The following is a 22480-nucleotide window of genomic DNA, read 5'->3' as shown; positions in this document are numbered from 1 at the left end:
TGCTGCTGCGCCGGTTGCGGCGCGCAGGGCGTCGTGCGCCGACAGACGCCTCAGCTCCGCGACGGGTCAGGCCCGCGACAGGCGCTCGAGCAACTCGCGGTAGCGGGCCGCGGTCTGCTCGACGATCTCGTTCGGCAGTACCGGCGGGGTGCCGGCGCCGTCCCAGTGCGCGGCGAGCCAGTTGCGCACGATCTGCTTGTCGAAGCTCGCCATCCGGGTCTCCGGCGTGGTGCCCGTATTCCAGGCTTCGGCATCCCAGTACCGACTGGAGTCGCTCGTGAACACCTCGTCGGCGAGCACGGTCACCCCGGTCTGCCGGTCGGTGCCGAACTCGAACTTGGTGTCGGCGAGAATGACGCCGGCCTGTTCCGCGATCGCGCTAGCGGTAGCGAACAGGGCGAGCGACAGGTCACGCAGCTCGGCGGCGACCTGCGCGCCGACGAGCTCGACCGTGCGCTCGAACGAGATGTTCTCGTCGTGCTGACCCATCGGCGCTTTCCACGCCGGTGTGTAGATGGGTTCGGGCAGTCGGTCACCGTTCTGCAGGCCGGACGGAAGCGCAATGCCACACACCGACTGAGACTCGAGGTATTCCTTCCAGCCGCTGCCGGTGAGGTAGCCGCGCACGACGCACTCGATCGGGTACATGTCGAGGGTGCGGCAGAGCATGGCTCGGCCGGCCACGGCGGCGGGAATCAGCTCGCGCACCGAGTTGTCGACTAGTTCATGGTCGGCAACGAGGTGGTTGGGAACGTCGCGCAACCGGTCGAACCACCACAGGCTCAGGGTGGTCAGCAGTTCGCCCTTGCCCGGGATTTTGGGCTCGAGCACGTGGTCGAAGGCGCTCACCCGGTCGCTGGCGACCACGAGCACACGTGAGGCAGTCTCGAGGGAGGGGGCGGCATCCGCTGTCTCGATACCGCTTGATTCAACGTAGAGGTCGCGCACCTTGCCCGAGTAGACGAGCGCCCACCCGTCAAGGACGGCGGCAGCGGATGCGGGGGACTCGTGCTCAGATTGGCTCACTCGTTCATTGTCCCGCATCTCCACTGCACACAACTCCTGCTGAAAATCTGCTCGGCGGGCGGCGTCCCCGCTAGGACGGGGAAGTTCTGGCGCCCGTCAGCAAATTGCAGGAGTTATGCACGGCGCGAGTGGGGACGGCACCGGCGCGGGGACTCAGGCGACCCGGGCAGCGATATCCGTGCGAAAGTGCGCGCCGGCCAGGGACACGTGCCCGAGAGCCTCGTAGGCGCGGGCCCGAGCCTCGGCGAAGGAGGCCCCGACGGCGACAACGCTGAGCACCCGTCCACCGGTTGATACCAGGGTGCCTCCGTCGAGCCGGGTCGCGGCGTGCGCGATCGTGACGCTGTCCACGGCCAGGGCGGCGTCGAGCCCGGTGATTTCGCGTTCGACGAGCGGCTCTTGGGGGTAATTTTCGCTCGCGAGAACGACGGTGACGGCCACGTCGGCCGAAAAAACCGGCCGGGGCAGCCCGCCGAGCAGGCCGGTCGCCGCGGCGAACAGCAGCCCGGAGAGCGGCGTGACCAGGCGCGGCAGCACGACCTGAGTCTCTGGATCCCCGAAACGCGCGTTGAATTCGATGACGCGAATGCCGGCATCCGTCAAAATAAGGCCGCAGTAGAGCAGGCCGACGAACGGGGTGCCCTCGGCCGAGAGCTGGCGCACGGTCGGCAGCGCGACGGTTTCGATGATCTCGTCGACGAACGCGTTCTCGCTGCCGAACTGGGCGTCGAGCCAGGGCAGCGGGGAGTACGCGCCCATGCCGCCGGTGTTGGGGCCGGCGTCGTTGTCCAGGGCGCGCTTGTAGTCCTGAGCGGGGGAGAGCGGCAGCACGTTCTCGCCGTCGCTGAGCAGAAAGAGCGAAATCTCCTGGCCCTCGAGAAATTCTTCGATCAAAACGCTGCCGTGTTCGAGCCAGAAGGTCGCGTGACTGATCGCGGCGTCGCGGTCAGGGGTGACCAGCACGCCCTTGCCCGCGGCGAGGCCATCAGCCTTGACCACGTAGGGGGCGCCGAACTCGTCGAGGGCGGTTTCGGCCTCGGCCAGGGTGCCGGCACGCACGGCACGGCCGGTGGGAACGCCGGCCGCATCCATGATGCGTTTGGCGAAGGTTTTGCTGCCTTCGAGGGCTGCGGCGGCTTTGTCCGGCCCAAACACGGCGATGCCGCGGGCGCGCAGGGCGTCGGCGACACCGGCCACGAGCGGAGCCTCCGGACCGATCACGACGAGCTCGATGCTGTGCAGCACCGCATAGTCGGTCACGGTGACCGGGTCGTTCGGATCGAGAGCCACAACCGGCACCTGGGCCGCGATTCCGGCGTTGCCGGGGGCGCACTCGACGCTGGGCCGCGGCTCCTCACGGAGCAGCGCGGTGATGATGGCGTGCTCGCGGGCACCGGAACCAAGGACCAGAATTTTCACGGTTTCAGGCTACCCGATGCCTCGGGCCCGCCACGGCAATGGGATATGGGCATGCCCCTGATCCCGGACTCTCGTCACCGTCACCGGCTACCGGTTGGAAGCCGCCGTCGAGGCATTGCACCGCGCGCTGATTCCATACGCGGACGCGCGCATCATCGCGCTCACCCAGAGCACCAATTGGATCTCCGCCAGGTTCGCCCGAACATCGTTCTCGCCGTGGTGGAGTACACGCCCGCCGCCTGATCCGGCAGACTGGAGCCATGGCACGAGCGCGCATCGACGACGGAGCCGGCCGGGCGGCCGTGCGGGCAGCGCTCGAGGGCGGCTGCGCCGCGAGCCGGGATATCCGCGCCCAAGCGGTGCGCTACACCCTGCAACTGCTGGCCGAACAGGCCGAAGGAAACACCCTCGAGGTGCGCGTGCCGCCATTTGGCGCCACGCAGTGCATCGAAGGCCCCCGGCACACCCGTGGCACGCCGCCCAATGTGGTCGAAATGGATGTCGCCACCTGGCTTGGCCTCGCCACCGGCACCCTCGCCTTCGCCGAGGGTGTCGCGTCGGGGGCCATCCACGCCTCCGGGGCCCGCGCCGACCTGACCGGCCACGTGCCCGTGCTGCCCCTGCACTAGCGGCGTGCCTTGATGGCGCGAGATGCCATCTTCGGCCCCGTGGCGAGGTTCAGGTCTCGTTGCCAAACGGGCGTTTGTGCGCTTTCGCGAACGTGCTACACGAGGATTGCCTCTACTTCGTCGCGGGTAGGCATCGACGAGGTCGCCCCCGCTCTGGTCACCGCGATCGACGACGCGACGGTCGCGAAACGCACGGCCTCGATCATCTCATCCGGCGTCACGGCCGTGCCACGGACGTATCCCGCCGCCAGGCGCGCCACGAGCGCCCCGACGAAGGTGTCGCCGGCCGCGGTCGTATCGACGGCCGTCACAGGCCGGGCCGGTGCGAGTCCGAGGACCTCGCCGTCATAGGCGACGACCGAACCTTCCGAACCCAGCGTCACGATCGCCCAGGTCTGGTCAGCGCTGAGTACCTCGGCGGCTCGCACCGGGTCGCTTTCCCCGGTGAGTTCGGCGGCCTCAATCTGGTTCGGAACCACGAGGTCGACCGAGGCGAGAAACCCCTCGGGCAGCGGCATGACCGGCGCCGGGGTCAGCACGGTGAACACTCCGGCGGCGTAGGCCGCGGCGATCCCCTCGACCAGTACGGAGATCGGTAGCTCGCACTGCATCACCAGAAACGCCGACTCCGCGATCGCCGCCCGCTGCGCCTCGCTCAGCGTCGTGACCGCGGCGTTCGCGCCCGACACCACCACGATCGAGTTCTCGCCACTGTCCACGACGGAGATGTGGGCGGTGCCGGTGGGGGCATCCGCTATCGCGAGCCCAGCAGAACGGATGCCCTCGGCCAGCATCAGCGCGCGCAGCTCGCTCCCGTAGGTATCCGCTCCCACAGCTCCCAGAAAGTTCACGGCCCCGCCCAACCGGGCCGCGGCGACCGCCTGGTTGAGCCCTTTCCCACCGGGAACGGTGCTGAAGCCAGCCCCGAAAATCGTCTCGCCTGGTCGGGGCAGGCGCGACTGCCGCACGACGAGGTCCATGTTGGCGCTTCCGAGTACCGCAATCGAGTTCATAAAGTCAGTCTCGCATCCGCTCATGGGACAATAGGGGCGTGAGTCCTTCTGAGCAGCCCCAGAACCCGTCGGCCGAGAACGAGATCGTGCGCGCCGAGGCGACCGTGACCCTGCACCGGGCCCCGCGGTACCGCAATTTCATGTTGCTCGGCGCCATCGTCGGGGTGCTGCTCGCGCTCATTCTCACCGTCTCCTTCCCGGAGACCGAGGAGTACGAACGGATGCAAATCTTCGGCTTTCTGCTGCTCGGCGGGGTCGCCATCGGCACTGCGCTCGGCGCGGTGGTGGCCCTCGTGATCGACCGAATCATCGGCCGCTCCAAGATGTCGGTCGTCGCGGATAGACTGGGCACGAACGGTGTCAGCACCACAAGCGAATTGCGTGCCGCTGAGCCTGGCTCCGGCACCCCCGATGACGAATTCCCCACGTTCAACGAGAAGTAAAGAGGCTGCGGCTTGCCCGGTGGCGACGGACTGTTAAATCACGATCTTCTTCCTAACGAGAAGGGCCCACAAGACGCTTGTGGGGTCTTCGGGGTCTGGGCTCCCGGCGAAGAGGTGGCCAAACTCAGCTACTTCGGCCTCTACGCCCTGCAGCACCGCGGCCAGGAATCGGCCGGAATTGCCACGAGTGACGGCAGTAAGATCCTCATCTACAAAGACATGGGATTGGTCTCGCAGGTCTTCAACGAAGCCTCGCTGAGCACCCTGCTCGGGCACATCGCCGTCGGGCACACCCGCTATTCCACGACCGGGTCCTCGAGCTGGCAGAACGCCCAGCCAACCCTCGGCCGCACCTCGAGCGGAACGGTGGCCCTCGGCCACAACGGTAACCTCACCAACACGGCTGAGCTGCTCGAACTCGTGCGTGAACGCTACCCCAAGGTCGACGGTGAGCTGGCCAGGGGCAACACCACCGACACCGCAGTGATCACTGCCCTGCTCACCGGCGACCTCGACCACACCCTCGAGGCCACGGCGCTCGAGGTGCTGCCGCGGCTGCGTGGGGCGTACTGCCTCGTGTTCATGGACGAAACCACCCTCTACGCCGCTCGCGATCCACAGGGCGTTCGCCCGCTCGTGCTCGGCCGCCTCGAACGAGGCTGGGTCGTCGCCTCCGAAACCGCAGCCCTCGACATTGTCGGCGCGAGCTTCGTGCGCGAGGTCGAGCCCGGCGAGCTCATCACGATCGACGAGAACGGGCTCCGCACCCAGCGGTTCGCCAAGGCCGACCCCAAGGGCTGCGTCTTCGAGTACGTCTACCTCGCCCGCCCCGACACCACGATCGCTGGTCGTGGCGTGCACGAGGCACGGGTCGAAATGGGTCGCAAGCTCGCGGCGGAGTACCCGGTCGAGGCCGATCTCGTGATCCCCACGCCAGAATCCGGCACTCCGGCGGCCATCGGCTACGCGCAGGCGTCCGGCATTCCGTTCGGTCAGGGTCTCGTGAAGAATTCCTACGTCGGGCGCACCTTCATCGCGCCGTCGCAAACCATCCGGCAGCGCGGCATCCGTTTGAAATTGAACCCGCTCAAGAACGTGATCAAGGGCAAGCGCCTCATCGTGGTCGACGACTCAATCGTGCGCGGCAACACCCAGCGCGCGCTCGTGAGCATGCTGCGGGAAGCCGGCGCCGCCGAGGTGCACGTGCGCATCTCAAGCCCGCCGATCACCTGGCCGTGCTTCTACGGCATCGACTTTGCCAGTCGTGCCGAGCTCATCGCGACCGGCCTCGAGGTCGACGAGGTGCGCCAGTCGATCGGCGCCGACTCGCTCGGCTACCTCTCCGAAGACGGCATGATCGAAGCCACCGAGCAGCCGCGGGAGCGTCTCTGCACCGCCTGCTTCACCGGCGTATACCCGATCGCGCTGCCCGAATCGCAACACCTCGGCAAGAACCTGCTCGAGCGGCCGGCCGCATCAAACGGATGCGACCCGGGTCCCGATTCCGATCTGGAAGCCGTGCTGGCACCCGCCGCACGACAAGAAGAAGCCCTCGCCCGCCTGGGCCAGGTACCGTTCGGTGACCCGGGAAGACCAGAATGAGCAACAACTCGTCCAGTATCTCCAACGCGTCTTATGCAGCGGCCGGAGTCGATACCCGAGCCGGTGACCTCGCGGTCGAGCTCATGAAGTCCGCCGTCTCGAAGACCCACGGCCCCGAGGTCTGGGGCGGGGTCGGCGGCTTCGCCGGACTGTTCGACGTGTCTTTCCTCACCAAGTTTCGGCAGCCGCTGCTGGCCACCTCAACGGATGGCGTCGGCACCAAGGTCGCCATCGCGCAGGCCATCGACAAACACGACACCATCGGCCAGGACCTCGTCGGCATGGTCGTCGACGATATCATCGTCGTCGGAGCTCGGCCGCTGTTCATGACCGACTACATTGCCTGCGGCAAGGTCGTGCCCGAGCGCATCGCCTCGATCGTCGCCGGAATCGCCCGCGCCTGCTCCGAGACCGGAACGGCCCTCGTCGGCGGCGAAACCGCCGAACACCCCGGCCTGCTCGGCCCCGACGACTATGACGTGGCCGGCGCGGCCACCGGCGTCGTCGAAGCCGACCAGGTGCTCGGCGCCGACAAGGTTCTCTCCGGTGACGTCGTCATCGCCATGGCCTCGAGCGGCCTGCACTCCAACGGCTACTCGCTCGTGCGCCACATTCTGGCTCAGCGCGGCATCGGTTACACCGACACTTCGGCGGAGCTCGGCGGCGTCGTCGGTGAGGTTCTGCTGGAGCCGACCCGACTGTACACCGGCCCACTGCTCGACGTGCTCGGCGACCCAGAGCTGGCCGGCGCCATCCACTCACTCAGCCACGTCACCGGCGGCGGTATCGCCGCCAACCTCGCTCGTGTGCTGCCCGTTGGCTCCTGGGTCGAGGTTGACCGGTCCACCTGGTCGCCCGCCCCCGTGTTCCGGGTGCTCGGTGACATGGCCGGGTCAACGCTCGAAAGCGCGGAAGGAACCTGGAACCTGGGAGTCGGCATGTTTGCGGTCGTGGATGCGGCTTCCGCTTCATCAGTCATCGCGCGGCTGGCACTCAGCGGAATTCCCGCCTGGGTCACTGGCCGCGTTTCACGCGCCGCGCACGACCTGGCCGGGTTCGAACAGGGTGCCAAGGGCGTCAACGGCGGCGCCGTGCGTCTCGTCGGCGCCTACGCGAACTAGGGTTCCCTCCTCAGGGGCACTCACCCGGTCGCTTGTTGCCCGGGGCCCCCGGGGGGCTCGCGGGGCGGCAGCAGCGCGGCCGGTCGCTGCACGCGCGTCCGTGCGCGCCAAGAGCGGAGTGGCCGGTTGCAGCACGGGCTGCCTCGTGGTGATCGCGCGCGTGGCGTGCCGAGCGCGCGGGCCACAAATAGGCAGCACGACCCGCGTGCACCCCAAGCAGCGCGCGACACCCGGCATCGCGACCGAGGCCGCTGGCGGCGTTAGGCGCGCTTCTGCTCGTCTTCGGTGGCGTAGTGGTCGACGTAACGGTCGTCGTCATCCGGATCGTCGTCGTCGTCAGCGGAATCAACGGTGTCGCCACCGGCGGCCTTCTTGGCCTTGTCCGCTTCATACTCCGGCCACTTGGCGAGGTCTTCGTCGAGCCGAGGATCGGACGGATGCCCGGTCAACTCGCGTTCGAGCGCGTTGTAGTTGGTATCCGGGCTGAAGTACTTCAGCTCCCGAGCTACCTTGGTGTGCTTTGCTTTTTGACGGCCGCGCCCCATGCGTGACCCCCTTACGATGCCAGGCCGAGCGAGTCGCGAGACACTCGGGATTTGCCGAACGGAATGTGTAAAAACTAGAGTTTAGTTTAGCATGACGGGCCTTGCCGCCCACTGACGCTGCTCAGAGATCAAACGGGCCGGTCAGACCGTAAGAATGGATAGTGGGCCGGTTCTCCGGCCCGGCCTGGTCGCGCAAATCATGGCGAGCGGATGCCGCTGGCTGGTCCCGGGCGCCGGCCCGACGCTACTTGCGCTTGCGGCGACGCGATGCCGTCGGCCGAGACTGCGACGGCACAAGGACCGGGCTCGACTTCGTCGCCGTGTCGGGGGCTCCGGTCGGGGGCGCGAGGGGGCGCCGCGACACGGGGCGTGAGCGCACGGGCTCGCCGCGACGGTCCTGTCCGGGGATGGGGCGCGACCGTCGACCGTAGATAAGCTCGGACGAGTCGAGCAGCCACGGCACGAGCGCGATCGTCACTCCGTGCACCATCATGAGTTTTTGGCGTAGTCGGCGGGCCTTGTGGTTGTGCAGCAGGTTCTCCCACCAGTGGCCGACGATGTAGATCGGCGTGTAGACGGTAATGACCTCGGCGCCGTGATCCTCGCGACGATCCTTGATGTAGCTAATCAGTGGCCAGCTGATGTCCCGGTAGGGCGAGGCGACGATGCGCAGCGGCACCTGAATGTTCTGCTTCACCCAGGCGCGTTTCAGTTCCTTGGTCTCGGCGTTGTCGATCGAGACGTGCACCGCCTCGATGCTCACGTGGCGGGCGGCGATGGCGTAATCGAGGGCCTTGAGCACGGGCTTTTGCATCTTGCCGACGAGCACAATGGCATGATCACCCTTTGCGCCGAACGTCGTGATCGGGTCTACCTCGATCTCCTTGGCGACGTCGCGATAGTACCGGTTGACGCCCATCATGAGAAAGAACAGCACCGGCATCATCACGAACACGAGCCAGGCGCCGTGAGTGAACTTGGTGACGGTCACGACGATCAGCACGACACCGGTTAGCAGGGCGCCGAATCCGTTGATGGACAGGCTCATGATGATTGAGCCGCGGTTGGGCGGGTTCTTTTTCAGTAGTTTCAGCCAGTGCCGAACCATGCCGGTCTGCCCGAGCGTGAACGACACGAAAACGCCGATGATGTAGAGCTGGATGAGCACGGTGAGGTTGGCCCGGTAGACGACCACGATTACGCACGCGGCGAGGGCGAGCAGCACCACTCCGTTGGAGTAGATCAGGCGGTCGCCACGGGTGCTCAGTGACTTGGGGGCATACTTGTCGCGCGCGAGCACCGAGGCGAGCAGCGGAAAGCCATTGAACGCGGTGTTCGCGGCCAAAAGAAGCACGGCAGCCGTCGCTGCCTGCAGCACGAAGAACATGATGGAGAAGTCGCCGAAGGTTGCCGCCGCCACCTGTGCGATCAGGCTGCGCTGCGGCGCGGTGGCGCACTCGGCCCAGCCGATCAGGTCGCAGGCGTGTTCCGCATAGTGCACCTGCGAGATCAGCGCCAGGGCGGTCAGCCCGATGAACAGCACGATCGCGATGGCGCCCATCAGCGTGAGGGTGCGCTGCGCGTTCTTAACCTTGGGGTGTTTGAAGGCGGGGACCCCGTTGGCGATCGCTTCCACACCGGTGAGGGCGGAGCATCCGCTCGCGAAGGAACGCAGCAGCAGCAAAATGAACGCGGCCTGCGCGAGGTTCTCGCCCTGCACGTCGTAGCCGGCTGATTCGGCGACGGGGGCGTCGCCCATCAGCGCCCGACCGAGGCCGACGACGATCATGAGCAGGACGCTGCCGATGAACAAATAGGTCGGAATGGCGAAGGCATTGCTCGACTCGCGCACGCCGCGGAGGTTCACCGCTGCGAGCAGAATGATGAAGATCACCGCGAGCTCCACGCGGAGCGGGGCTAGAGCTGGAATGGCGGAGATGATGTTGTCCACGCCGCTGGCCACCGAGACGACCACGGTCATCACGTAGTCCACGAGCAAAGCGGATGCGACGACCAGGCCAGCCTTTTCGCCCAGATTCTTGTGGGCGACCTCGTAGTCGCCGCCGCCAGATGGGTAGGCCTTGATAAGTTGGCGATACGACGCCACGACAACGATGAGAAGCATGACGACGACGGCAGCGACCCACGGCGCGAAGCTCAAAAAGGCGAGCCCGCCGAGGGTCAGAATCATCAGAAGTTCTTGCGGAGCGTAGGCCACGCTCGACAATGGGTCGCTGGCAAAAATAGGAAGAGCAAGGTGCTTGGGTAGCAGCTGGCCGTCCAAATGCTCGGTGGGGAGTGGATCGCCGATGATCCACCGCTTGGGTGATCGGCTTTCCGGTATGGGGGCATTCGCCTCGGGTGTCACGAGGGTCGACATTACACCTAAGGCCGCTCGTGTCAAATCGGGTCGCTATTTGAAGCGGATGCGTGTGGGCCGCGACGACGGGTCATCCGCTGCCCACTCAGACATTGCGGATCTGCCGGAGCTGAGGGAGTGGGCATCTATGGGGCTGGGCCGTGCTGCGCGGGATCTGCGCCAGTGCGCGGGACTTGTGGCCCGGGGGCAAAGTTCAACGCGACCGTGTCTGCGGACCGCAACCATCCGCTGGTCGAGCCCGCCGAGACCACCACCGACTCGCGCTGGAAGTCTCGAAAAGCGGAGCCTACGGGTGCAGGGTCGCGAGGATGCTCGCGCGTACGTCGGCGAGCTGCCGGCGCAGCGCGGGCACCGTGTCTGGCGGAACGGCCGAGCGGGCGGCTTGCGTACGCAGGTCCGTGCGCAGCTGCTGCCGGAATTCGTTGAGCACCATGTCGGCTTTGTGCAGGGCTTGGCGGGAGTCCTGACGAGCGGGGGTCGCGTCGTTGGCTGATAACGGCGCATCGGTCGGCGGCGTCGGCCGCGGTTGCTCCGTGTTGGGGTTGTCCCAGGACTCGGGCGTGCCGTCGTAGCCGCGCGAAGCCGGCGACCCTGCGTCGCGGGCCTGCCGGGCCGCGGAGGCCAGGTCGGCGCGCAGGGACTTCATGGCGGAGTTGACGCCACTGCGCACCTGGTCGGCGAGGCGGCGCACCGAGTCGGTCACCTCGTCTTCGATCGCGCCGAGTTCTCCGGCGCGGGCGAGCAGCTCGGCGCGACCGGCATCGGTGATCTCGTAGACGGTCTTGCGGCCGTCGGCCTGCTTGGTGACCAGGCCCTTTTCCTCGAGTTTGGCCAAGCGCGGGTAGATCGTGCCGGCGCTGGGGCTGTAGGTTCCGCCGAATCGGTCGCTGAGCGCCTGAATCAGCTCGTAGCCGTGTCGGGGCCGCTCGGCGAGCAGGCTCAGCAGGTAGAGGCGCAGGCTCCCGTGGGCGAACATGGCGCTCATGCCGGGTCTGCCTGGGTAGTGTCGGCAGCGGCGGGCGCTGCGGCATCCGCTTGACTGGAGGCTGCACTCTTCGACGCTGCACCGCCCGGCGCGCTGCCGCCGCTCTCCCGCCGCACGACCGAGATATCGCCAGACACCGAATTGCCACGCAGGTCGAGCCAGCTGCCGTCGAGGGTGCCGGTGGAGCCTTCGTAGCCTTTGCCGAAGGCGGTGCGCACGGTCTGGTCGTCGAGCTGCAGCGTTCCGGAGAGGGTGTTGAGGTGGTACCGCGCGGCAACGCCCGGCTCGAGCCGCACCGTGAGGTTGCCGCTGACCGAGTTCGTCACGATCTGGTCTGGTGTGCCGGCCAGGTCGAGAAACACGTTGCTCGATACCCCGTCGAGCGTGAATCGATGGATGCTGCCGCTCGCCGTGATATCGCCCGATACGGTGTGCACGGCCAGTGCTCCGACGTGGTTGCGTACCGAGATTTCGCCGTTAACCGCGTTGAGTTCGAGGTCACCCTCGACGTCGTCGATCACGACATCGCCGGAGACGGTGCTGAGTTTGGCATCATTGCGCAGTCCGGACACGAGGGCATCCGCCGAGACGACACCGAAGCGCAGGGCGACGTCGCGCGGGACCAGTACGCTCACCTCGGCGCGGGCGGTGCCGCGGAACGAGGCGAACACCTCGAGAAAGTTATCCCAGCGCAAGTGGGGGTGGTCGATTTCGAGGCGGTCGCCGTCCATCGAGATCTTCAGGTCTTTGCCGGTGACGCCGTGCACTTCAATGCGGGCGCCGGGTTCGTCGTGGCCGATGATGTCGACCGTGCCGCCGATCAGACTGACCTTCAGCTTACGCACCAGCTCGACATCGATGATTTTGGTCTGCCCGGGGGTGACCAGCCATTTTTCCAATGACACTGGGTTGTCCTTTCAGGAGAGTGAACTCGCGTTATATCGCGTGTGGTGCAAGACGCGATATATCGCGTTCCTGAAGGTTGCAATCAGTACAGAAAAATATCCAGCCACTGGCGATTGTGGGCGTGTACCAGCACGGCGAACACCACGACGTCGAACAGCAGATGCACGCAGACCACGTAGGTGAGCGAGCGAGTGCGGGCAAAGGTGTAGCCCTGCAGCAGCGCGAACGGCACGGTCAGCAGCGGCCCCCAGGCCTGGTAGCCGAGCTCCCAGAGGAACGACGAGAAGATCACGGCCTGCAAAATATTGGCCTGCCAATCGGCAAAGTGCCTCCGCAGCAGGGTGAAGGCGACGCAGATGAAGAACAGTTCGTCCCAGATCCCCACGAAGCCCACGCCCACGAACAGTCGGGCAATCTCATCGGGAGCGGTCACCGCTGGCCAATTCTGGTACGCGCCGCTTCCGATGAAGTAGCTCGGTAGAATCAGGTACCCGAGCAGCACTACGAGTGGCAGGTAGGCGCGTTCGAGCCGGGTCCAGCGTTGCCCGGTGCGAATCGGAAACCGGATCGCGTGGTCCTTGAAGTAGTACCGCGAGAGCAGATACGGCACGAGCACCGACAGGCTGAGCACCGTGCCCATCAGGGCGATATTCGGGTAGCTGATGTTCGCCTCAACCGAGATGGTGCTGATGATCCCCAGCCCAACGGCAATCAGCAGCAGATCGCGAAACAGCGCCCGATTGATCAGGAACGCGAGCGCCAGGGCCGCCGCCAGCACGCCATAGCCGGCCACCGGCATTCGCAGCGCAAACAGCAGCACAGCGGATGCGCTCACCAGCGCCGCCGGAAGCAGCCCCCACCGCGATCTAGTACCCATGCTGCACCCTACCCAGAGCACCTCTCAATTTAACGAGAGCGGACAAAGTGCTGCTTCGGCACCCCGGAGGCAGCGATTTTCCCGCTCTCGCGGGGAGGGCCTAGATTCGAGGGATGAAGCGTTTTCCCAGCGACCCGGTCGCGATCTTGCAGCACCTCGTGCGCATCGATTCGGTCAATCCTGACCTGGTTCCCGGGGCGGCGGGTGAAGCCCAGATCGCAATCTGGTGCAGTGAATGGCTGCTCAAGCAGGGTTTTCAGGTCACCCTGCTCGAGCAGGTTCCCGGGCGGCCCTCGGTCGTCGGCATCAAACGCGGCACCGGCGGCGGACGCTCGCTCATGCTCAACGCCCACCTCGACACGGTCGGCGTCGCCACCTACGCGGGCGATCCGTTCAGCGGCGACCTTCGCGCCGGCCGGGTGTACGGGCGTGGGGCCGTCGACACCAAGAGCGGGCTCGCGGCCATCCTCGTGGCGGCAGCGCGGGCATCCGCTGTCGGGCTGGCCGGGGATGTGATCGTGACGCTGGTCGCCGACGAAGAATTCGGCAGCATCGGAACGGAAGAGGTGCTGCGCACATTGAGCGCCGATGCCGCCCTCGTGATCGAGCCGAGCAGCCTGGAACTGACCACAGCGCACCGCGGATTCGCCTGGTTCGAGCTCTGCCTGACCGGCCTGGCCGCGCACGGATCGCAGCCGGAGCTCGGCGTGGATGCCATCTGGCATGCCGGGCTCGCGCTGCGTGCCCTCGACGAGCTGCGGCAGCAGCTGAACTCGGCCCCGGCGCATGCCACACTCGGCCACGGTGCCGTGCGGGTGTCGAAGATTGTCGGTGGTGACGATGCCGCCACGGTCGCGGCCCGCTGCGTGCTCACCCTGGAACGACGGATGCTGCCCGGCGAGTCCTCGGAGCGCGTCGAGTCCGAGCTGTGGGCACTGTTCACCGAGCTGGCGCGCACGGAGCCGCAGTTTCGGTTTGAGCTGACCCGGCTGGTGGCGCGGGCGGCCTTTGAGGCCGAGCCGCACTGGCCGATCCTGCGCGCGCTCAGTGGCAATGCCGAGCGGGTGCTCGGCCCCCCGGCGAAAACGCGCGGCGAACCGTTCTGGACCGACGCCGGGCTTATTCTCGAAGCCGGTATTCCGTGTGTGGTCTTCGGAGCCGACGGTGAAGGCCTGCACGCCGACACGGAATGGGTCGACGCGCAGTCGGTGCGCGCGCTCGCCGAGATTCTTGAGGGCACGATCACCGAGTTTTGCGGGCCTACAGTCGGCTGATTCGATCCCACCCCCGGCCCTCGTGCCACGATTCGATGATCAGATGGGTGTTGTCGGGGTCGATGCAGGTGAGTACGACCTCGTGTACGTGCAGCTCGAAACTGGATGTATCCGGCGGATCGATCGGTTCCGGCTCGGTCACCACCAGCACCCCGGCCAGTTTCGCGTCGCCGGCCCAGTCCGACGGCTGCCCGACTGGCGGCTCAAGGGTTGGCGAGTGGATGGCCACCCGCGAGTCCCGCAGCACATCGTGCAGCTTGAGCGAATGGGGCATCATGCCCAGGGTGATGCGCCCGTTGTTGATCACGAGCTCGGTGCCGCTGATCCGGGGGGCACCATTCCGGCGCAGGGAGGCCATTGTTTTGTTGGTGCCCGCGTCGAATCGTGAGCGTACCCGCGCTGCGAACTGCAGAACATCCGCTTCAATTTCTCGCCATGTTGCGATGCGTTGAACGCTACCTCTCGGCACCGACACGAGGGCTTAACGCACCACGCAGTAGCTACCCGGCAACGCGCTCGGCATCAGGACCAGGCACCGGCGAGACGGCCGCGGGGCGGTGGACTGCGAAGAAGGGGATCGTGCGCTGGCAGAGGGGGCCGATCAAGACGGCGAACAGCACGGTGCCGATTCCTACGTTGCCGCCGAGCACCCAGCCGATGCCGAGCACCATCACCTCGATGCCGGTGCGCACGATCCAGATCTTCCAGCCGGTGCGCTGGTGCAGCCCGGTCATCAGGCCGTCGCGCGGGCCGGGGCCGAAGTGTGCCCCGATGTAGAGGCCGGTGGCGACGGCGATCAGCAGGAGTCCCGCGGCGAACAGGAGGATGCGGGCCCAGAGGTCGAGGTCGGCCGGAATGAGCCACAGGCCAACATCGGCTGACGGGCCAACGAGAAGCGCGTTGAGCAGAGTGCCGGCACCGGGCTTCTGGCGGATGGGGATCCAGAGCAGGAGTACGACACCGCTCAGCAGAATCGTGATCAGTCCGAAGCCGAGGTGCGTGTGGTTGTCGATGCCCTGGGCGAGAACGTCCCATGGGGCTACGCCGATGGCGGCGCGAACGATCAACGCGATGCCGATTCCGTAGAGGAACAGGCCAATCAGCAGTTGAATCACACGACGAGTCACGAGAACTCAGTCTAAATGCCGCTCGGCGCCCACGTCGGCCACAGGTCCCTGCGGGGCTCAACCGCCGAGGATGATTCCGCGGTTGAGGAAGAACGGCTGGGGGTCGATCCTTACGCCGTCAACCCGAACCTCGATGTGGGTGTGACAGCCGGTGGACAGACCGGTGCTGCCGACCCGTCCGATCTGTTGGCCGGCGCCGACCCGATCGCCGACATCGACCAGGGTCTCATCGTCGGCCAAATGGGCGTAGCCGCTCTGCACTCCTTCGCCGTGGTCGATCAGGATCCAGTTGCCGTAGCTGCCGACCGCTCCGGCGGCGCGCACAATGCCGGAGGTGGCCGCGAAGACCGGTGCCAGACAACCCGCTCCAATGTCGGTGCCGTAGTGGAACGCGCCCACTCCGGGGAGGGGGCGGACCGGCCTGGGCCCGTAGACATCCGTTGTGGGGCCGCTAGCTGGATTTGCCCAGCCCTGATCGCTCAGCTGGCCGTAGTCGGTTGGAGTAATCGGACGCAGGTCCAGTCCGGACAGGCCGGCAGCGGCGCTCGCGGCCTGAGCTGCGGCGTCTACCAGAGCCAGGCCGGCAGCTTCGAAGTCGTTTTGGGCAGCGTCGAGCGCTGCCCGGCTCGCGTCGACTGACAGGCCGCTCGCGGCAGCACGAGTCTCGGCATCTTGCTCGTTCAGCCGCTGCGCTCGGGCTTCGTCGGCCTCGGCGCGGGCCTGAATCGTCTCGATATTGTCGGTGACATGATCCAGCTGGTCGAGTGTGCTGAGCTGGTCGAGCACGTTGCCGAGGGAATTACCGCCGAGGAAGACCTCGGTCACGACAGCGCCGGATTGCTGCTGCGCCAGTTTGCGCGCGAGCACGGCAAAGCTTCGTTTGGAGTCGGCGGCTTGCTGCGTGGCCTCCACGGCGAGCCGGTGCACCAGTGCGGAGCGACCGCGCGCGAGCGTCTGACTCGCCTGCGTCGACTCGAGCGTACGCTGGGCGGTGGTCAGCACCGCCTCCGTTGACTGTGACCGGGTGAGCGCCAGGGCCAACGCTGCGGCTCTTTGTGTCGAGTCTTGTTGAGCGGATGCGCGCCGCGCGGCTGCCAGCGCGGCGGCCGCCTGACTCTCGGCGAGGGCGGTTGCGGCTGTCGCGCGAGCGGCTGCGGCCGCTGCCTGGGCTGCCGCCTGCGCCTCGATGCCAGTGTCGCTGGGAGTCGGCGCTACCTTGGGTGGAACGGGGAGATCGACAACGGGCGGGATCGGTCCGTCTGTCGGCTCGGGAACTGGTTCGTTGTTCGGTTCTGGGGTTGGTTCGACCGTGGGTTCCGGGGTCGGCTCGATGGTCGGTTCTGGGGTCGGTTCGGCGGTGGGCTCCGGGGTGGGCTCCGGGGTTGGCTCAGTCGTAGGTTCCGGCGTCGGTTTGGGGGTCGCTTCGGTCGTGGGCTCGGGAGTGGGCTCCGCGGTCGGTTCCGCGGTCGGTTCTGCCGTCGGCGCGGGCGTCGAGCTGCTGGTTGGTTCGGCGGTTGGTTCAGCGCTCGGTTCCGGGTTCGCGCTCACGGTCGGCGTGGACGTGCCGGTCGAACCGGCTGGAAGTTCACCGGCGCTCGCCGCGATCGGAGCGCCGAAGAGGAGCAGCGCGGTCACGACAATGATCGCCAGCGGGCCGCCTGGCCCCCGATGTGTCGCGGCCCGCTGCCGTGCTCGCAGGAGCAGCGCAGCGGGACCGTGACTTGGGGGTAACAACATCGGCAAACCTGATCCATTCGGGTATGGACTAATGCGGGCGGGCGGGCTGGCGTGGCGACAGTATGGCACGCCAGCCCCACGCTCACAACAGGTCAAACGAGCAGTCCAAGGTGCCTACAAGGTGCGGTTCGCCCTAGACCAACTCGGGCGCTTCGCATTCCGCGGCCGCGCGCACTGCCCCCGAAGCGACGAGCGCCACGACTCCCTCAATTTCGGGGGAGAGAAAGCGATCGTGGCCGGGACCGGCGGCCACGGTGCGCACGAGGTCGCGTACCGCGCCGGTCGCGGCGCCCGGCTCAAGCGGTGCCCGCAGATCGAGCGAGCGCGCCGCCGTCATGATCTCGATCGCGAGCACCCGGCCGAGCCCGTCGAGCGAACGGCGCAGCTTGCGGGCCGCATGCCAGCCCATCGAGACGTGGTCCTCCTGCATCGCCGACGAGGGAATCGAATCAACGGATGCCGGCACCGCCAGCCGCTTGAGCTCCGACACGATCCCGGCCGCTGTGTATTGGGCGATCATGAGCCCGGAGTCCACGCCCACCTCGTGCGCGAGGAACCGCGGCAGGCCCTTGCTGCGGCTCCCATCGAGGTGACGGTCGGTGCGTCGCTCACTCATGCTCGCGACATCCGCTGCGGCAATGGCGAGAAAATCGAGCACGTAGCCGAGCGGGGCGCCGTGAAAGTTGCCGTTCGACATAACTCGGCCGTCGACCGTGACAACCGGGTTGTCGATGGCGCTGTCCAGCTCGCGGCCGGCCACGAGAGCGGCGTGGGTGGCGGTATCACGTGCGGCGCCGTGCACCTGCGGGGCGCAACGCAAGGAGTAGGCGTCTTGCACCGAGGGATCCTCGGGGCCGGCGTGGCTCGCGACGAGCGGGGAGCCCTGCAGCAGGCGGCGCAGGTTGGCGGCGCTGTCGGCCTGGCCGAGCTGGGGCCGCAGTTGCTGCAGATCCGCCGCGAAGACAGCATCCGTTCCGAGCAGAGCCTCGACACTCATCGCCGCGGCGATGTCGGCGGTCACGAGCAGGCGGGCCAGGTCGTCGAGGGCGAGCACGAGCATGCCGAGCATACCGTCGGTGCCGTTGATCAGGGCGAGGCCCTCTTTTTCGGCGAGCACGACCGGCCTGATGCCGGCTGTGGAGAGGGCGTCACCGCCGCCGAGCAGGGCGCCGCTGGCATCGCGCGCCTGCCCCTCGCCCATCACGACGAGCGCGCAGTGGGCGAGCGGCGCGAGGTCGCCGGAGCAGCCGAGCGAGCCGTATTCGTGCACGACCGGGGTTATTTGTGCGTTGAGCACGGCCGCGTAGGTCTCGGCGGTGGCCGGGCGCACGCCGGTTCGCCCGGTCATCAGCGTCGAAAGCCGCAGCAGCATGAGGGCGCGTACGACCTCGCGTTCCACTTCGGGGCCGTTGCCGGCGGCGTGCGAACGCACCAGGCTCGCCTGCAGCTGCGCGCGCCGGTCGGAGGTGATGAACGTCGTCGCGAGGGCGCCGAAACCGGTCGAGATCCCGTAGTGCGGTTCGGTGTCAGCCGCGAGGGCATCGATGATGGTGCGGGTCGCCCCGACCTGTTCCAGACTCGCCGGGTCGAGGGTGACGCGCGCATTGTGGCGGGCGACGGCGATCACGTCGGCGAAGGAAAGGGCGCCGGTTCCGACGACAACGGTGGCTGCGATAACGGATGCCCCGCTCTGGTCGTGCGCGGATGCGGAAGTCTGAGGCGTGGTCGTGAGGGTCATGGTTCGATTCGACACCCCCAGGGCCCTAGACGATAGGGCGCTATGCTGCTTCGTGTCCGGGATACCGGACAGAGGTAATCGCCCTGAACGAACGCGGCAGCATTTTCTTCGACTCGAAGTGGCAGCCGTTCGGCGAGGACGTGAGAGGAACGCCATGGCGACCGCATCGAAGGTTCCGGCCGCCGAAAGCACGCTGCGCGTGCTGACCCACCTCGCTGCGCAGCGCGGACCGATCCCCGCGGCAGCGCTGGCGACCGCCCTCGGCTTGCCGCGCTCGACCGTCTACCAGCTGCTCGATGCGCTCGTGGCGCAGGGATTCGTCGTGCACCTGCCCGAGGAGCACCGCTACGGACTCGGCATCGCCGCCTTCGAACTGAGTTCGGGGTTCAGTCGGCAGGAACCGCTCTCCCGGCTCGGCCGCCCGCTGATCGCCCAGCTCGTCGACCGGCTGGGGGAGAGCGCGCACCTCGTGGTGTTGCACGGGCGTGACGTGATCTACCTGGTCGAGGAACGCGCCGCGCACCGCCCGTCCCTCGTTTCCGACGTGGGGGTGCGGCTGCCCGCCCACCTCACCGCCAGCGGACGCGCCCTGCTCGCGGCCCTGCCTGCCGCCCAGTTGCGTGCGCTCTATCCGAACCAGGCGGCGCTCGAACAGCGCGACGGCCGTGGCCCGCGCACGAGGCTCGAGCTGCGAGCGGTGCTCGACCGCGTCAAAACGGATGCCTATGCCACCGAAAACGGCGAGATCACGCCCGGCATCGCCTCCGTCGCGCTCGCCGTGCACGACCACGCCGGCTGGCCCGCCGCCGCCATTGCGGTGACCTTCGCGCAGGACCGGTTCGCACCCGGGGATTGGACGGCGCTCGCCGAAACCGTGGCGGCGACGGCCGCGGAGCTGTCCCGTCGGATCGGTGGCCGGCCGCGCTGAGCCTGGCCGCGGTGAGGCCCCCTGCGGTGAGCCTAGCCGCGCTGAGCGTCGTGGCACGCCTCCAGGAAGTTGGCACGTGTTCAAACCAGTGCCAACTTCTCAAACACGTGCCGCGACCGCTGCGAGGGCCGCGCGGCTAGCCCTGGCGTGCTTTGGCGCGCGGATTGAGCTTGTTGATCACGAACGTGCGTCCGCGTCGCCGCACGATTTGCGAGCCCGGAACCGCCTTGAGCGCCTTGAGCGAATTGCGTACCTTCATATTTCCCCGATTCAGATTTCTTATTGAGAACGAATGTCAATTAGACTAACAGGCATGCAGACAGAAACGTATCTTCGGGTGAATGTGGTGAGCGGCCTGGCCGGCGCCGGTAAATCCTCGGTGGCCCTGACCCTCGGGCGGCAGCCATTCGCCCTGACCACCTCCGTGTCCGATGCCCTGCGCACGGTGCTCACCGAGGTTGCCGACGCGGTGCCGGTCGGCCAGGGGGAGGCGTGCGCCATTGATGTCTTCGTCGAAGCGCCAACCGCGGTGGGCCCGCTGGAAATTGCCAGTTCCCTCGTTGAAACCGGCGACTCGCCGGAGCGGCTGGCGAATGGGCATGCGGTGCGGCTCGGTGACCTCATCACCGTGCTCGATGCCGAGCGATTCTGGGCCGACCTGCGCAGCGAAGCCCTCGCGCCGGTCCCGGAAGAACACGACGTCAACTTCTCCGATACCCACGACGATCCCGACCGCACCGTCGGCGACGTATTGATCGAGCAGGTCGAGTGGGCCAGCATCGTCGTGATCAATAAGACCGACCTCGTGCACGCCCGCGACGCTGCCGATATTCGGGACTTCGTGCGCCTGCTCAACCCGGCCAGTCACGTCGTGTTTGCCGAACACGGCCGCGGCAGTGCCGAGGGTTGGCCGGTGCCACGCCGGGACATGTTCGCCTGGCTGCAACGCAGTCCCGGCTGGGTACGCCAGCTCAACGGTGACGCCCTGCTCTCACGCAGTCCGCAGGGGCTGATCTGTGTCGTCTACCGTGACGTGCGCCCGTTCCATCCGCTGCGCCTGGCCGAATTCTTTCGTGACCGCGCCGAGGAGTCGGGTGAGATCCTGCGTTCCCGTGGCCTGTTTCGCCTCGCCACTCGGCCGTCGACGGTCGGCTCGTGGAGCAGTGCCGGCCCCACGATCACCTTCGAACCGACCGGCATGCAGAGCCATGACCCGGATTCACCGCTAGGCCAGGAGATCGCCTTCTTCGGACGTGACCTCAACGCCTGTCTGCTCAGCGCCAACCTCGATGCCTGCCTGCTTACCGACGCTGAATTTCTCGCCGGACCCATGTTCTGGAACACCCTGGCCGACCCGTTCCCCGCCTGGGTGCTCGAAAGCGCTGCCTGAGTTACAGGCTCTTGGCGAAGCAGACGCTGAACTCTTCGCCGATGTACTGGCCGAACAAGTCGATCTGTTCGTAGCCGCGACCGCGGTACAGCGCCATAGCCGCGTGTTGCAGTGGGCCGGTTTCCAAGGCGAGAGAGCGGATGCCGCGGCCAGCGGCATCCGCTTCGATGCGGTCGAGCAGGCGGCCGGCTATGCCGCGCCCCCGAACCTCGTCGTAAACGAACAGTCGCTTCAGCTCGGCAGCCAGATCGGAGCCGAGTGGAACCAGGGCGGCCATGCCGCAGGCTGCGCCGTCTTCGTTCCTGGCCACGTAGACGGCAACGCCCGGGCGCTCGAGCTGGTCGGTGCTGAGCAGAAAGCTGTTCTCCTCGGGGTAGAGGGAGTGCGCGAAGACGGTGCCGGCGGCCAACAGTGCCTCAACGTCGGCCTGCCGCGGCGGCTCGATACTGATCGAAATGGTCATGTCCTCAGAATAGAGCGAGACCAGTGCACCTATCTGCGTGACTTTTCAGGAGGCATAGGGTAACGTCGATAGGTCGGCTCTTGACACCGCGCTGTGCGCGGATGGGTTTGTAAGTCAAGTTGGGCCGGTTTCCCAGTAATCCGCTGGTGAAAAATCACTGTATGTGAACGGCCCCGACCACAGATTGCTCGGGTTCTCAGTTACGTCGCGTGTGCGATGTTGTTCTGCCATGTACTGAACACAACCCAGAGATATCTTTATGCCTCAAGGCAATTCGCACAACTCTACCGTCGGTCGTGGCGGTAAGAACTTCGATCCCAAGTACGCCTCCAAGGGCGGATCGGGCCACGGCGGTTCCAACAACGCCGGCAGCAAGAGCCCCGGACACCGCGGATACCGCGCTGACGAGGGTGCCCCCAAGAAGCAGCGCTGGAATGCAGACGAGCGCGCCGCGCGCTCGAACGAGCGTCCCTCGAGCGAACGTCCGGCCTACGGCTCGCGTTCCGTTCGCCCCGAAAACGGCGGCCGCACCAACACCGAGCGCAACGAGCGCCCGACCTACNTACGGCTCGCGTTCCGTTCGCCCCGAAAACGGCGGCCGCACCAACACCGAGCGCAACGAGCGCCCGACCTACAACAACGACCGTACCCGCACGGATCGCCCGTCTTACAACAATGACCGTCCGTCTTATGGTGACCGCAACAGCGCTCCCCGTACCGAGCGTCCGTCCTATGGTGACCGTGCGCCGCGCACGGATCGTCCGGCCTACAACAACGACCGCCCGGCTCGTACCGAGCGTCCGTCCTATGGTGACCGCAACAGCGCTCCCCGTACCGAGCGTCCGTCCTATGGTGACCGTGCGCCGCGCACCGACCG

General features: G+C 66.9%; 21 protein-coding genes. 7 read left to right on the top strand and 14 right to left on the bottom strand.

Annotated features, from left to right (window positions below; genetic code table 11):
- Window positions 1–66 precede the first annotated feature (66 nt).
- Complete coding sequence (locus tag E3T31_RS13715; RefSeq protein ID WP_134469410.1) at window positions 67–1044, bottom strand: phosphoribosylaminoimidazolesuccinocarboxamide synthase; 978 nt, start codon at window positions 1042–1044, stop codon at window positions 67–69.
- A 135-nt stretch (window positions 1045–1179) separates the two neighbouring features.
- On the bottom strand, window positions 1180–2445 hold the full coding sequence (gene purD, locus E3T31_RS13710) for a phosphoribosylamine--glycine ligase (protein WP_134469408.1): 1266 nt from the start codon (window positions 2443–2445) through the stop codon (window positions 1180–1182).
- Between the two features lie 260 nt (window positions 2446–2705).
- On the opposite strand from purD, the gene E3T31_RS13705 reads away from it, so the two are divergent.
- The gene (locus E3T31_RS13705) at window positions 2706–3074 is read left to right on the top strand and encodes a sterol carrier family protein (protein WP_134469406.1); all 369 of its coding nucleotides are present in this window, start codon (window positions 2706–2708) and stop codon (window positions 3072–3074) included.
- Window positions 3075–3169: 95 nt separating this feature from the next.
- Here the strand turns inward: E3T31_RS13705 and E3T31_RS13700 are convergent, their stop codons facing one another.
- The gene (locus E3T31_RS13700; protein WP_134469404.1) at window positions 3170–4087 is read right to left on the bottom strand and encodes a ribokinase; all 918 of its coding nucleotides are present in this window, start codon (window positions 4085–4087) and stop codon (window positions 3170–3172) included.
- 38 nt (window positions 4088–4125) lie between these two features.
- Here E3T31_RS13700 and E3T31_RS17995 point away from each other — a divergent pair, with 38 nt between their 5' ends.
- From E3T31_RS17995 to purM, 3 genes are read left to right on the top strand one after another with little or no spacing between them, the layout of a single operon-like run.
- A complete protein-coding gene (locus E3T31_RS17995) occupies window positions 4126–4530 on the top strand; it encodes a hypothetical protein (RefSeq protein WP_174844886.1) in 405 nt (134 codons plus the stop codon).
- A gap of 12 nt (window positions 4531–4542) precedes the next feature.
- Window positions 4543–6132, top strand: coding sequence for an amidophosphoribosyltransferase (gene purF / locus E3T31_RS13690; RefSeq protein ID WP_134443043.1), 1590 nt, complete (start codon window positions 4543–4545; stop codon window positions 6130–6132).
- Window positions 6129–7253, top strand: coding sequence for a phosphoribosylformylglycinamidine cyclo-ligase (gene purM, locus E3T31_RS13685; RefSeq protein ID WP_134469402.1), 1125 nt, complete (start codon window positions 6129–6131; stop codon window positions 7251–7253). Before purF ends, purM begins: the two co-directional genes overlap by 4 nt.
- A gap of 260 nt (window positions 7254–7513) precedes the next feature.
- On the opposite strand, the gene E3T31_RS13680 is transcribed toward purM, so the two are convergent.
- From E3T31_RS13680 to E3T31_RS13660, 5 genes are all read right to left on the bottom strand, one after another.
- On the bottom strand, window positions 7514–7798 hold the full coding sequence (locus E3T31_RS13680; RefSeq protein WP_134469400.1) for a DUF3073 domain-containing protein: 285 nt from the start codon (window positions 7796–7798) through the stop codon (window positions 7514–7516).
- A 244-nt stretch (window positions 7799–8042) separates the two neighbouring features.
- Complete coding sequence (locus E3T31_RS13675; RefSeq protein WP_134469398.1) at window positions 8043–10178, bottom strand: APC family permease; 2136 nt, start codon at window positions 10176–10178, stop codon at window positions 8043–8045.
- 286 nt (window positions 10179–10464) lie between these two features.
- Window positions 10465–11163, bottom strand: a complete 699-nt coding sequence (locus E3T31_RS13670) for a PadR family transcriptional regulator (protein WP_134469396.1) — start codon at window positions 11161–11163, stop codon at window positions 10465–10467.
- Complete coding sequence (locus E3T31_RS13665; protein ID WP_134469394.1) at window positions 11160–12068, bottom strand: DUF4097 family beta strand repeat-containing protein; 909 nt, start codon at window positions 12066–12068, stop codon at window positions 11160–11162. The genes E3T31_RS13670 and E3T31_RS13665 overlap by 4 nt, the downstream gene beginning before the upstream one ends.
- Before the next feature lie 83 nt (window positions 12069–12151).
- Entirely contained in the window at window positions 12152–12946 is a 795-nt protein-coding gene (locus E3T31_RS13660; protein WP_134469392.1) for a CPBP family intramembrane glutamic endopeptidase, read from the bottom strand.
- Between the two features lie 113 nt (window positions 12947–13059).
- Between E3T31_RS13660 and E3T31_RS13655 the strand changes: the two genes are divergently transcribed.
- Window positions 13060–14220, top strand: a complete 1161-nt coding sequence (locus E3T31_RS13655; protein WP_134469390.1) for a M20/M25/M40 family metallo-hydrolase — start codon at window positions 13060–13062, stop codon at window positions 14218–14220.
- Here E3T31_RS13655 and E3T31_RS13650 read toward each other — a convergent pair.
- From E3T31_RS13650 to hutH, 4 genes are all read right to left on the bottom strand, one after another.
- Window positions 14207–14695: a pyridoxamine 5-phosphate oxidase gene (locus tag E3T31_RS13650; RefSeq protein WP_241977967.1), complete on the bottom strand. Its 489-nt coding sequence runs from the start codon at window positions 14693–14695 to the stop codon at window positions 14207–14209. The genes E3T31_RS13655 and E3T31_RS13650 overlap by 14 nt on opposite strands.
- A 25-nt stretch (window positions 14696–14720) precedes the next feature.
- Window positions 14721–15347 carry a YitT family protein gene (locus tag E3T31_RS13645; RefSeq protein ID WP_134469388.1) on the bottom strand — a complete coding sequence of 209 codons (627 nt, stop codon included), beginning with the start codon at window positions 15345–15347 and terminating at the stop codon, window positions 14721–14723.
- Window positions 15348–15404: 57 nt separating this feature from the next.
- Window positions 15405–17084, bottom strand: coding sequence for a peptidoglycan DD-metalloendopeptidase family protein (locus tag E3T31_RS17900; RefSeq protein ID WP_166788513.1), 1680 nt, complete (start codon window positions 17082–17084; stop codon window positions 15405–15407).
- Between the two features lie 133 nt (window positions 17085–17217).
- Window positions 17218–18822 carry a histidine ammonia-lyase gene (gene hutH, locus E3T31_RS13635; protein WP_134469386.1) on the bottom strand — a complete coding sequence of 535 codons (1605 nt, stop codon included), beginning with the start codon at window positions 18820–18822 and terminating at the stop codon, window positions 17218–17220.
- A 154-nt stretch (window positions 18823–18976) separates the two neighbouring features.
- Here hutH and E3T31_RS13630 point away from each other — a divergent pair, with 154 nt between their 5' ends.
- Complete coding sequence (locus tag E3T31_RS13630; RefSeq protein ID WP_134469384.1) at window positions 18977–19750, top strand: IclR family transcriptional regulator; 774 nt, start codon at window positions 18977–18979, stop codon at window positions 19748–19750.
- A 136-nt stretch (window positions 19751–19886) separates the two neighbouring features.
- Here E3T31_RS13630 and ykgO read toward each other — a convergent pair whose 3' ends face one another.
- Window positions 19887–20009 carry a type B 50S ribosomal protein L36 gene (ykgO, locus tag E3T31_RS13625; RefSeq protein WP_092338025.1) on the bottom strand — a complete coding sequence of 41 codons (123 nt, stop codon included), beginning with the start codon at window positions 20007–20009 and terminating at the stop codon, window positions 19887–19889.
- Between the two features lie 54 nt (window positions 20010–20063).
- Between ykgO and E3T31_RS13620 the strand changes: the two genes are divergently transcribed.
- The gene (locus E3T31_RS13620; protein WP_166788512.1) at window positions 20064–21140 is read left to right on the top strand and encodes a GTP-binding protein; all 1077 of its coding nucleotides are present in this window, start codon (window positions 20064–20066) and stop codon (window positions 21138–21140) included.
- A 1-nt stretch (window position 21141) separates the two neighbouring features.
- On the opposite strand, the gene E3T31_RS13615 is transcribed toward E3T31_RS13620, so the two are convergent.
- Window positions 21142–21603 carry a GNAT family N-acetyltransferase gene (locus E3T31_RS13615; RefSeq protein ID WP_134469380.1) on the bottom strand — a complete coding sequence of 154 codons (462 nt, stop codon included), beginning with the start codon at window positions 21601–21603 and terminating at the stop codon, window positions 21142–21144.
- Between the last annotated feature and the right edge of the window lie 877 nt (window positions 21604–22480).

It is taken from the genome of Cryobacterium sp. TMS1-13-1, assembly GCF_004403125.1.
In the GTDB taxonomy this organism is placed as follows: Bacteria; Actinomycetota; Actinomycetes; order Actinomycetales; family Microbacteriaceae; genus Cryobacterium; species Cryobacterium levicorallinum.
This window is presented reverse-complemented; position numbering and strand designations above follow the sequence as displayed.

What these genes read in the sequence shown, in the direction of transcription:
- E3T31_RS13655 (WP_134469390.1), top strand. Translation starts at nt 13,060, where the DNA reads ATGAAGCGTTTTCCCAGCGACCCGGTCGCGATCTTGCAGCACCTCGTG.
- E3T31_RS17900 (WP_166788513.1), bottom strand. Translation starts at nt 17,084, where the DNA reads ATGTTGTTACCCCCAAGTCACGGTCCCGCTGCGCTGCTCCTGCGAGCA.
- E3T31_RS13680 (WP_134469400.1), bottom strand. Translation starts at nt 7,798, where the DNA reads ATGGGGCGCGGCCGTCAAAAAGCAAAGCACACCAAGGTAGCTCGGGAG.
- hutH (WP_134469386.1), bottom strand. Translation starts at nt 18,822, where the DNA reads ATGACCCTCACGACCACGCCTCAGACTTCCGCATCCGCGCACGACCAG.
- E3T31_RS13675 (WP_134469398.1), bottom strand. Translation starts at nt 10,178, where the DNA reads ATGTCGACCCTCGTGACACCCGAGGCGAATGCCCCCATACCGGAAAGC.
- purM (WP_134469402.1), top strand. Translation starts at nt 6,129, where the DNA reads ATGAGCAACAACTCGTCCAGTATCTCCAACGCGTCTTATGCAGCGGCC.
- E3T31_RS13705 (WP_134469406.1), top strand. Translation starts at nt 2,706, where the DNA reads ATGGCACGAGCGCGCATCGACGACGGAGCCGGCCGGGCGGCCGTGCGG.
- E3T31_RS13700 (WP_134469404.1), bottom strand. Translation starts at nt 4,087, where the DNA reads ATGAACTCGATTGCGGTACTCGGAAGCGCCAACATGGACCTCGTCGTG.
- E3T31_RS13715 (WP_134469410.1), bottom strand. Translation starts at nt 1,044, where the DNA reads ATGCGGGACAATGAACGAGTGAGCCAATCTGAGCACGAGTCCCCCGCA.
- E3T31_RS13670 (WP_134469396.1), bottom strand. Translation starts at nt 11,163, where the DNA reads ATGAGCGCCATGTTCGCCCACGGGAGCCTGCGCCTCTACCTGCTGAGC.
- E3T31_RS13660 (WP_134469392.1), bottom strand. Translation starts at nt 12,946, where the DNA reads ATGGGTACTAGATCGCGGTGGGGGCTGCTTCCGGCGGCGCTGGTGAGC.
- E3T31_RS13630 (WP_134469384.1), top strand. Translation starts at nt 18,977, where the DNA reads ATGGCGACCGCATCGAAGGTTCCGGCCGCCGAAAGCACGCTGCGCGTG.
- ykgO (WP_092338025.1), bottom strand. Translation starts at nt 20,009, where the DNA reads ATGAAGGTACGCAATTCGCTCAAGGCGCTCAAGGCGGTTCCGGGCTCG.
- E3T31_RS13615 (WP_134469380.1), bottom strand. Translation starts at nt 21,603, where the DNA reads ATGACCATTTCGATCAGTATCGAGCCGCCGCGGCAGGCCGACGTTGAG.
- E3T31_RS13620 (WP_166788512.1), top strand. Translation starts at nt 20,064, where the DNA reads ATGCAGACAGAAACGTATCTTCGGGTGAATGTGGTGAGCGGCCTGGCC.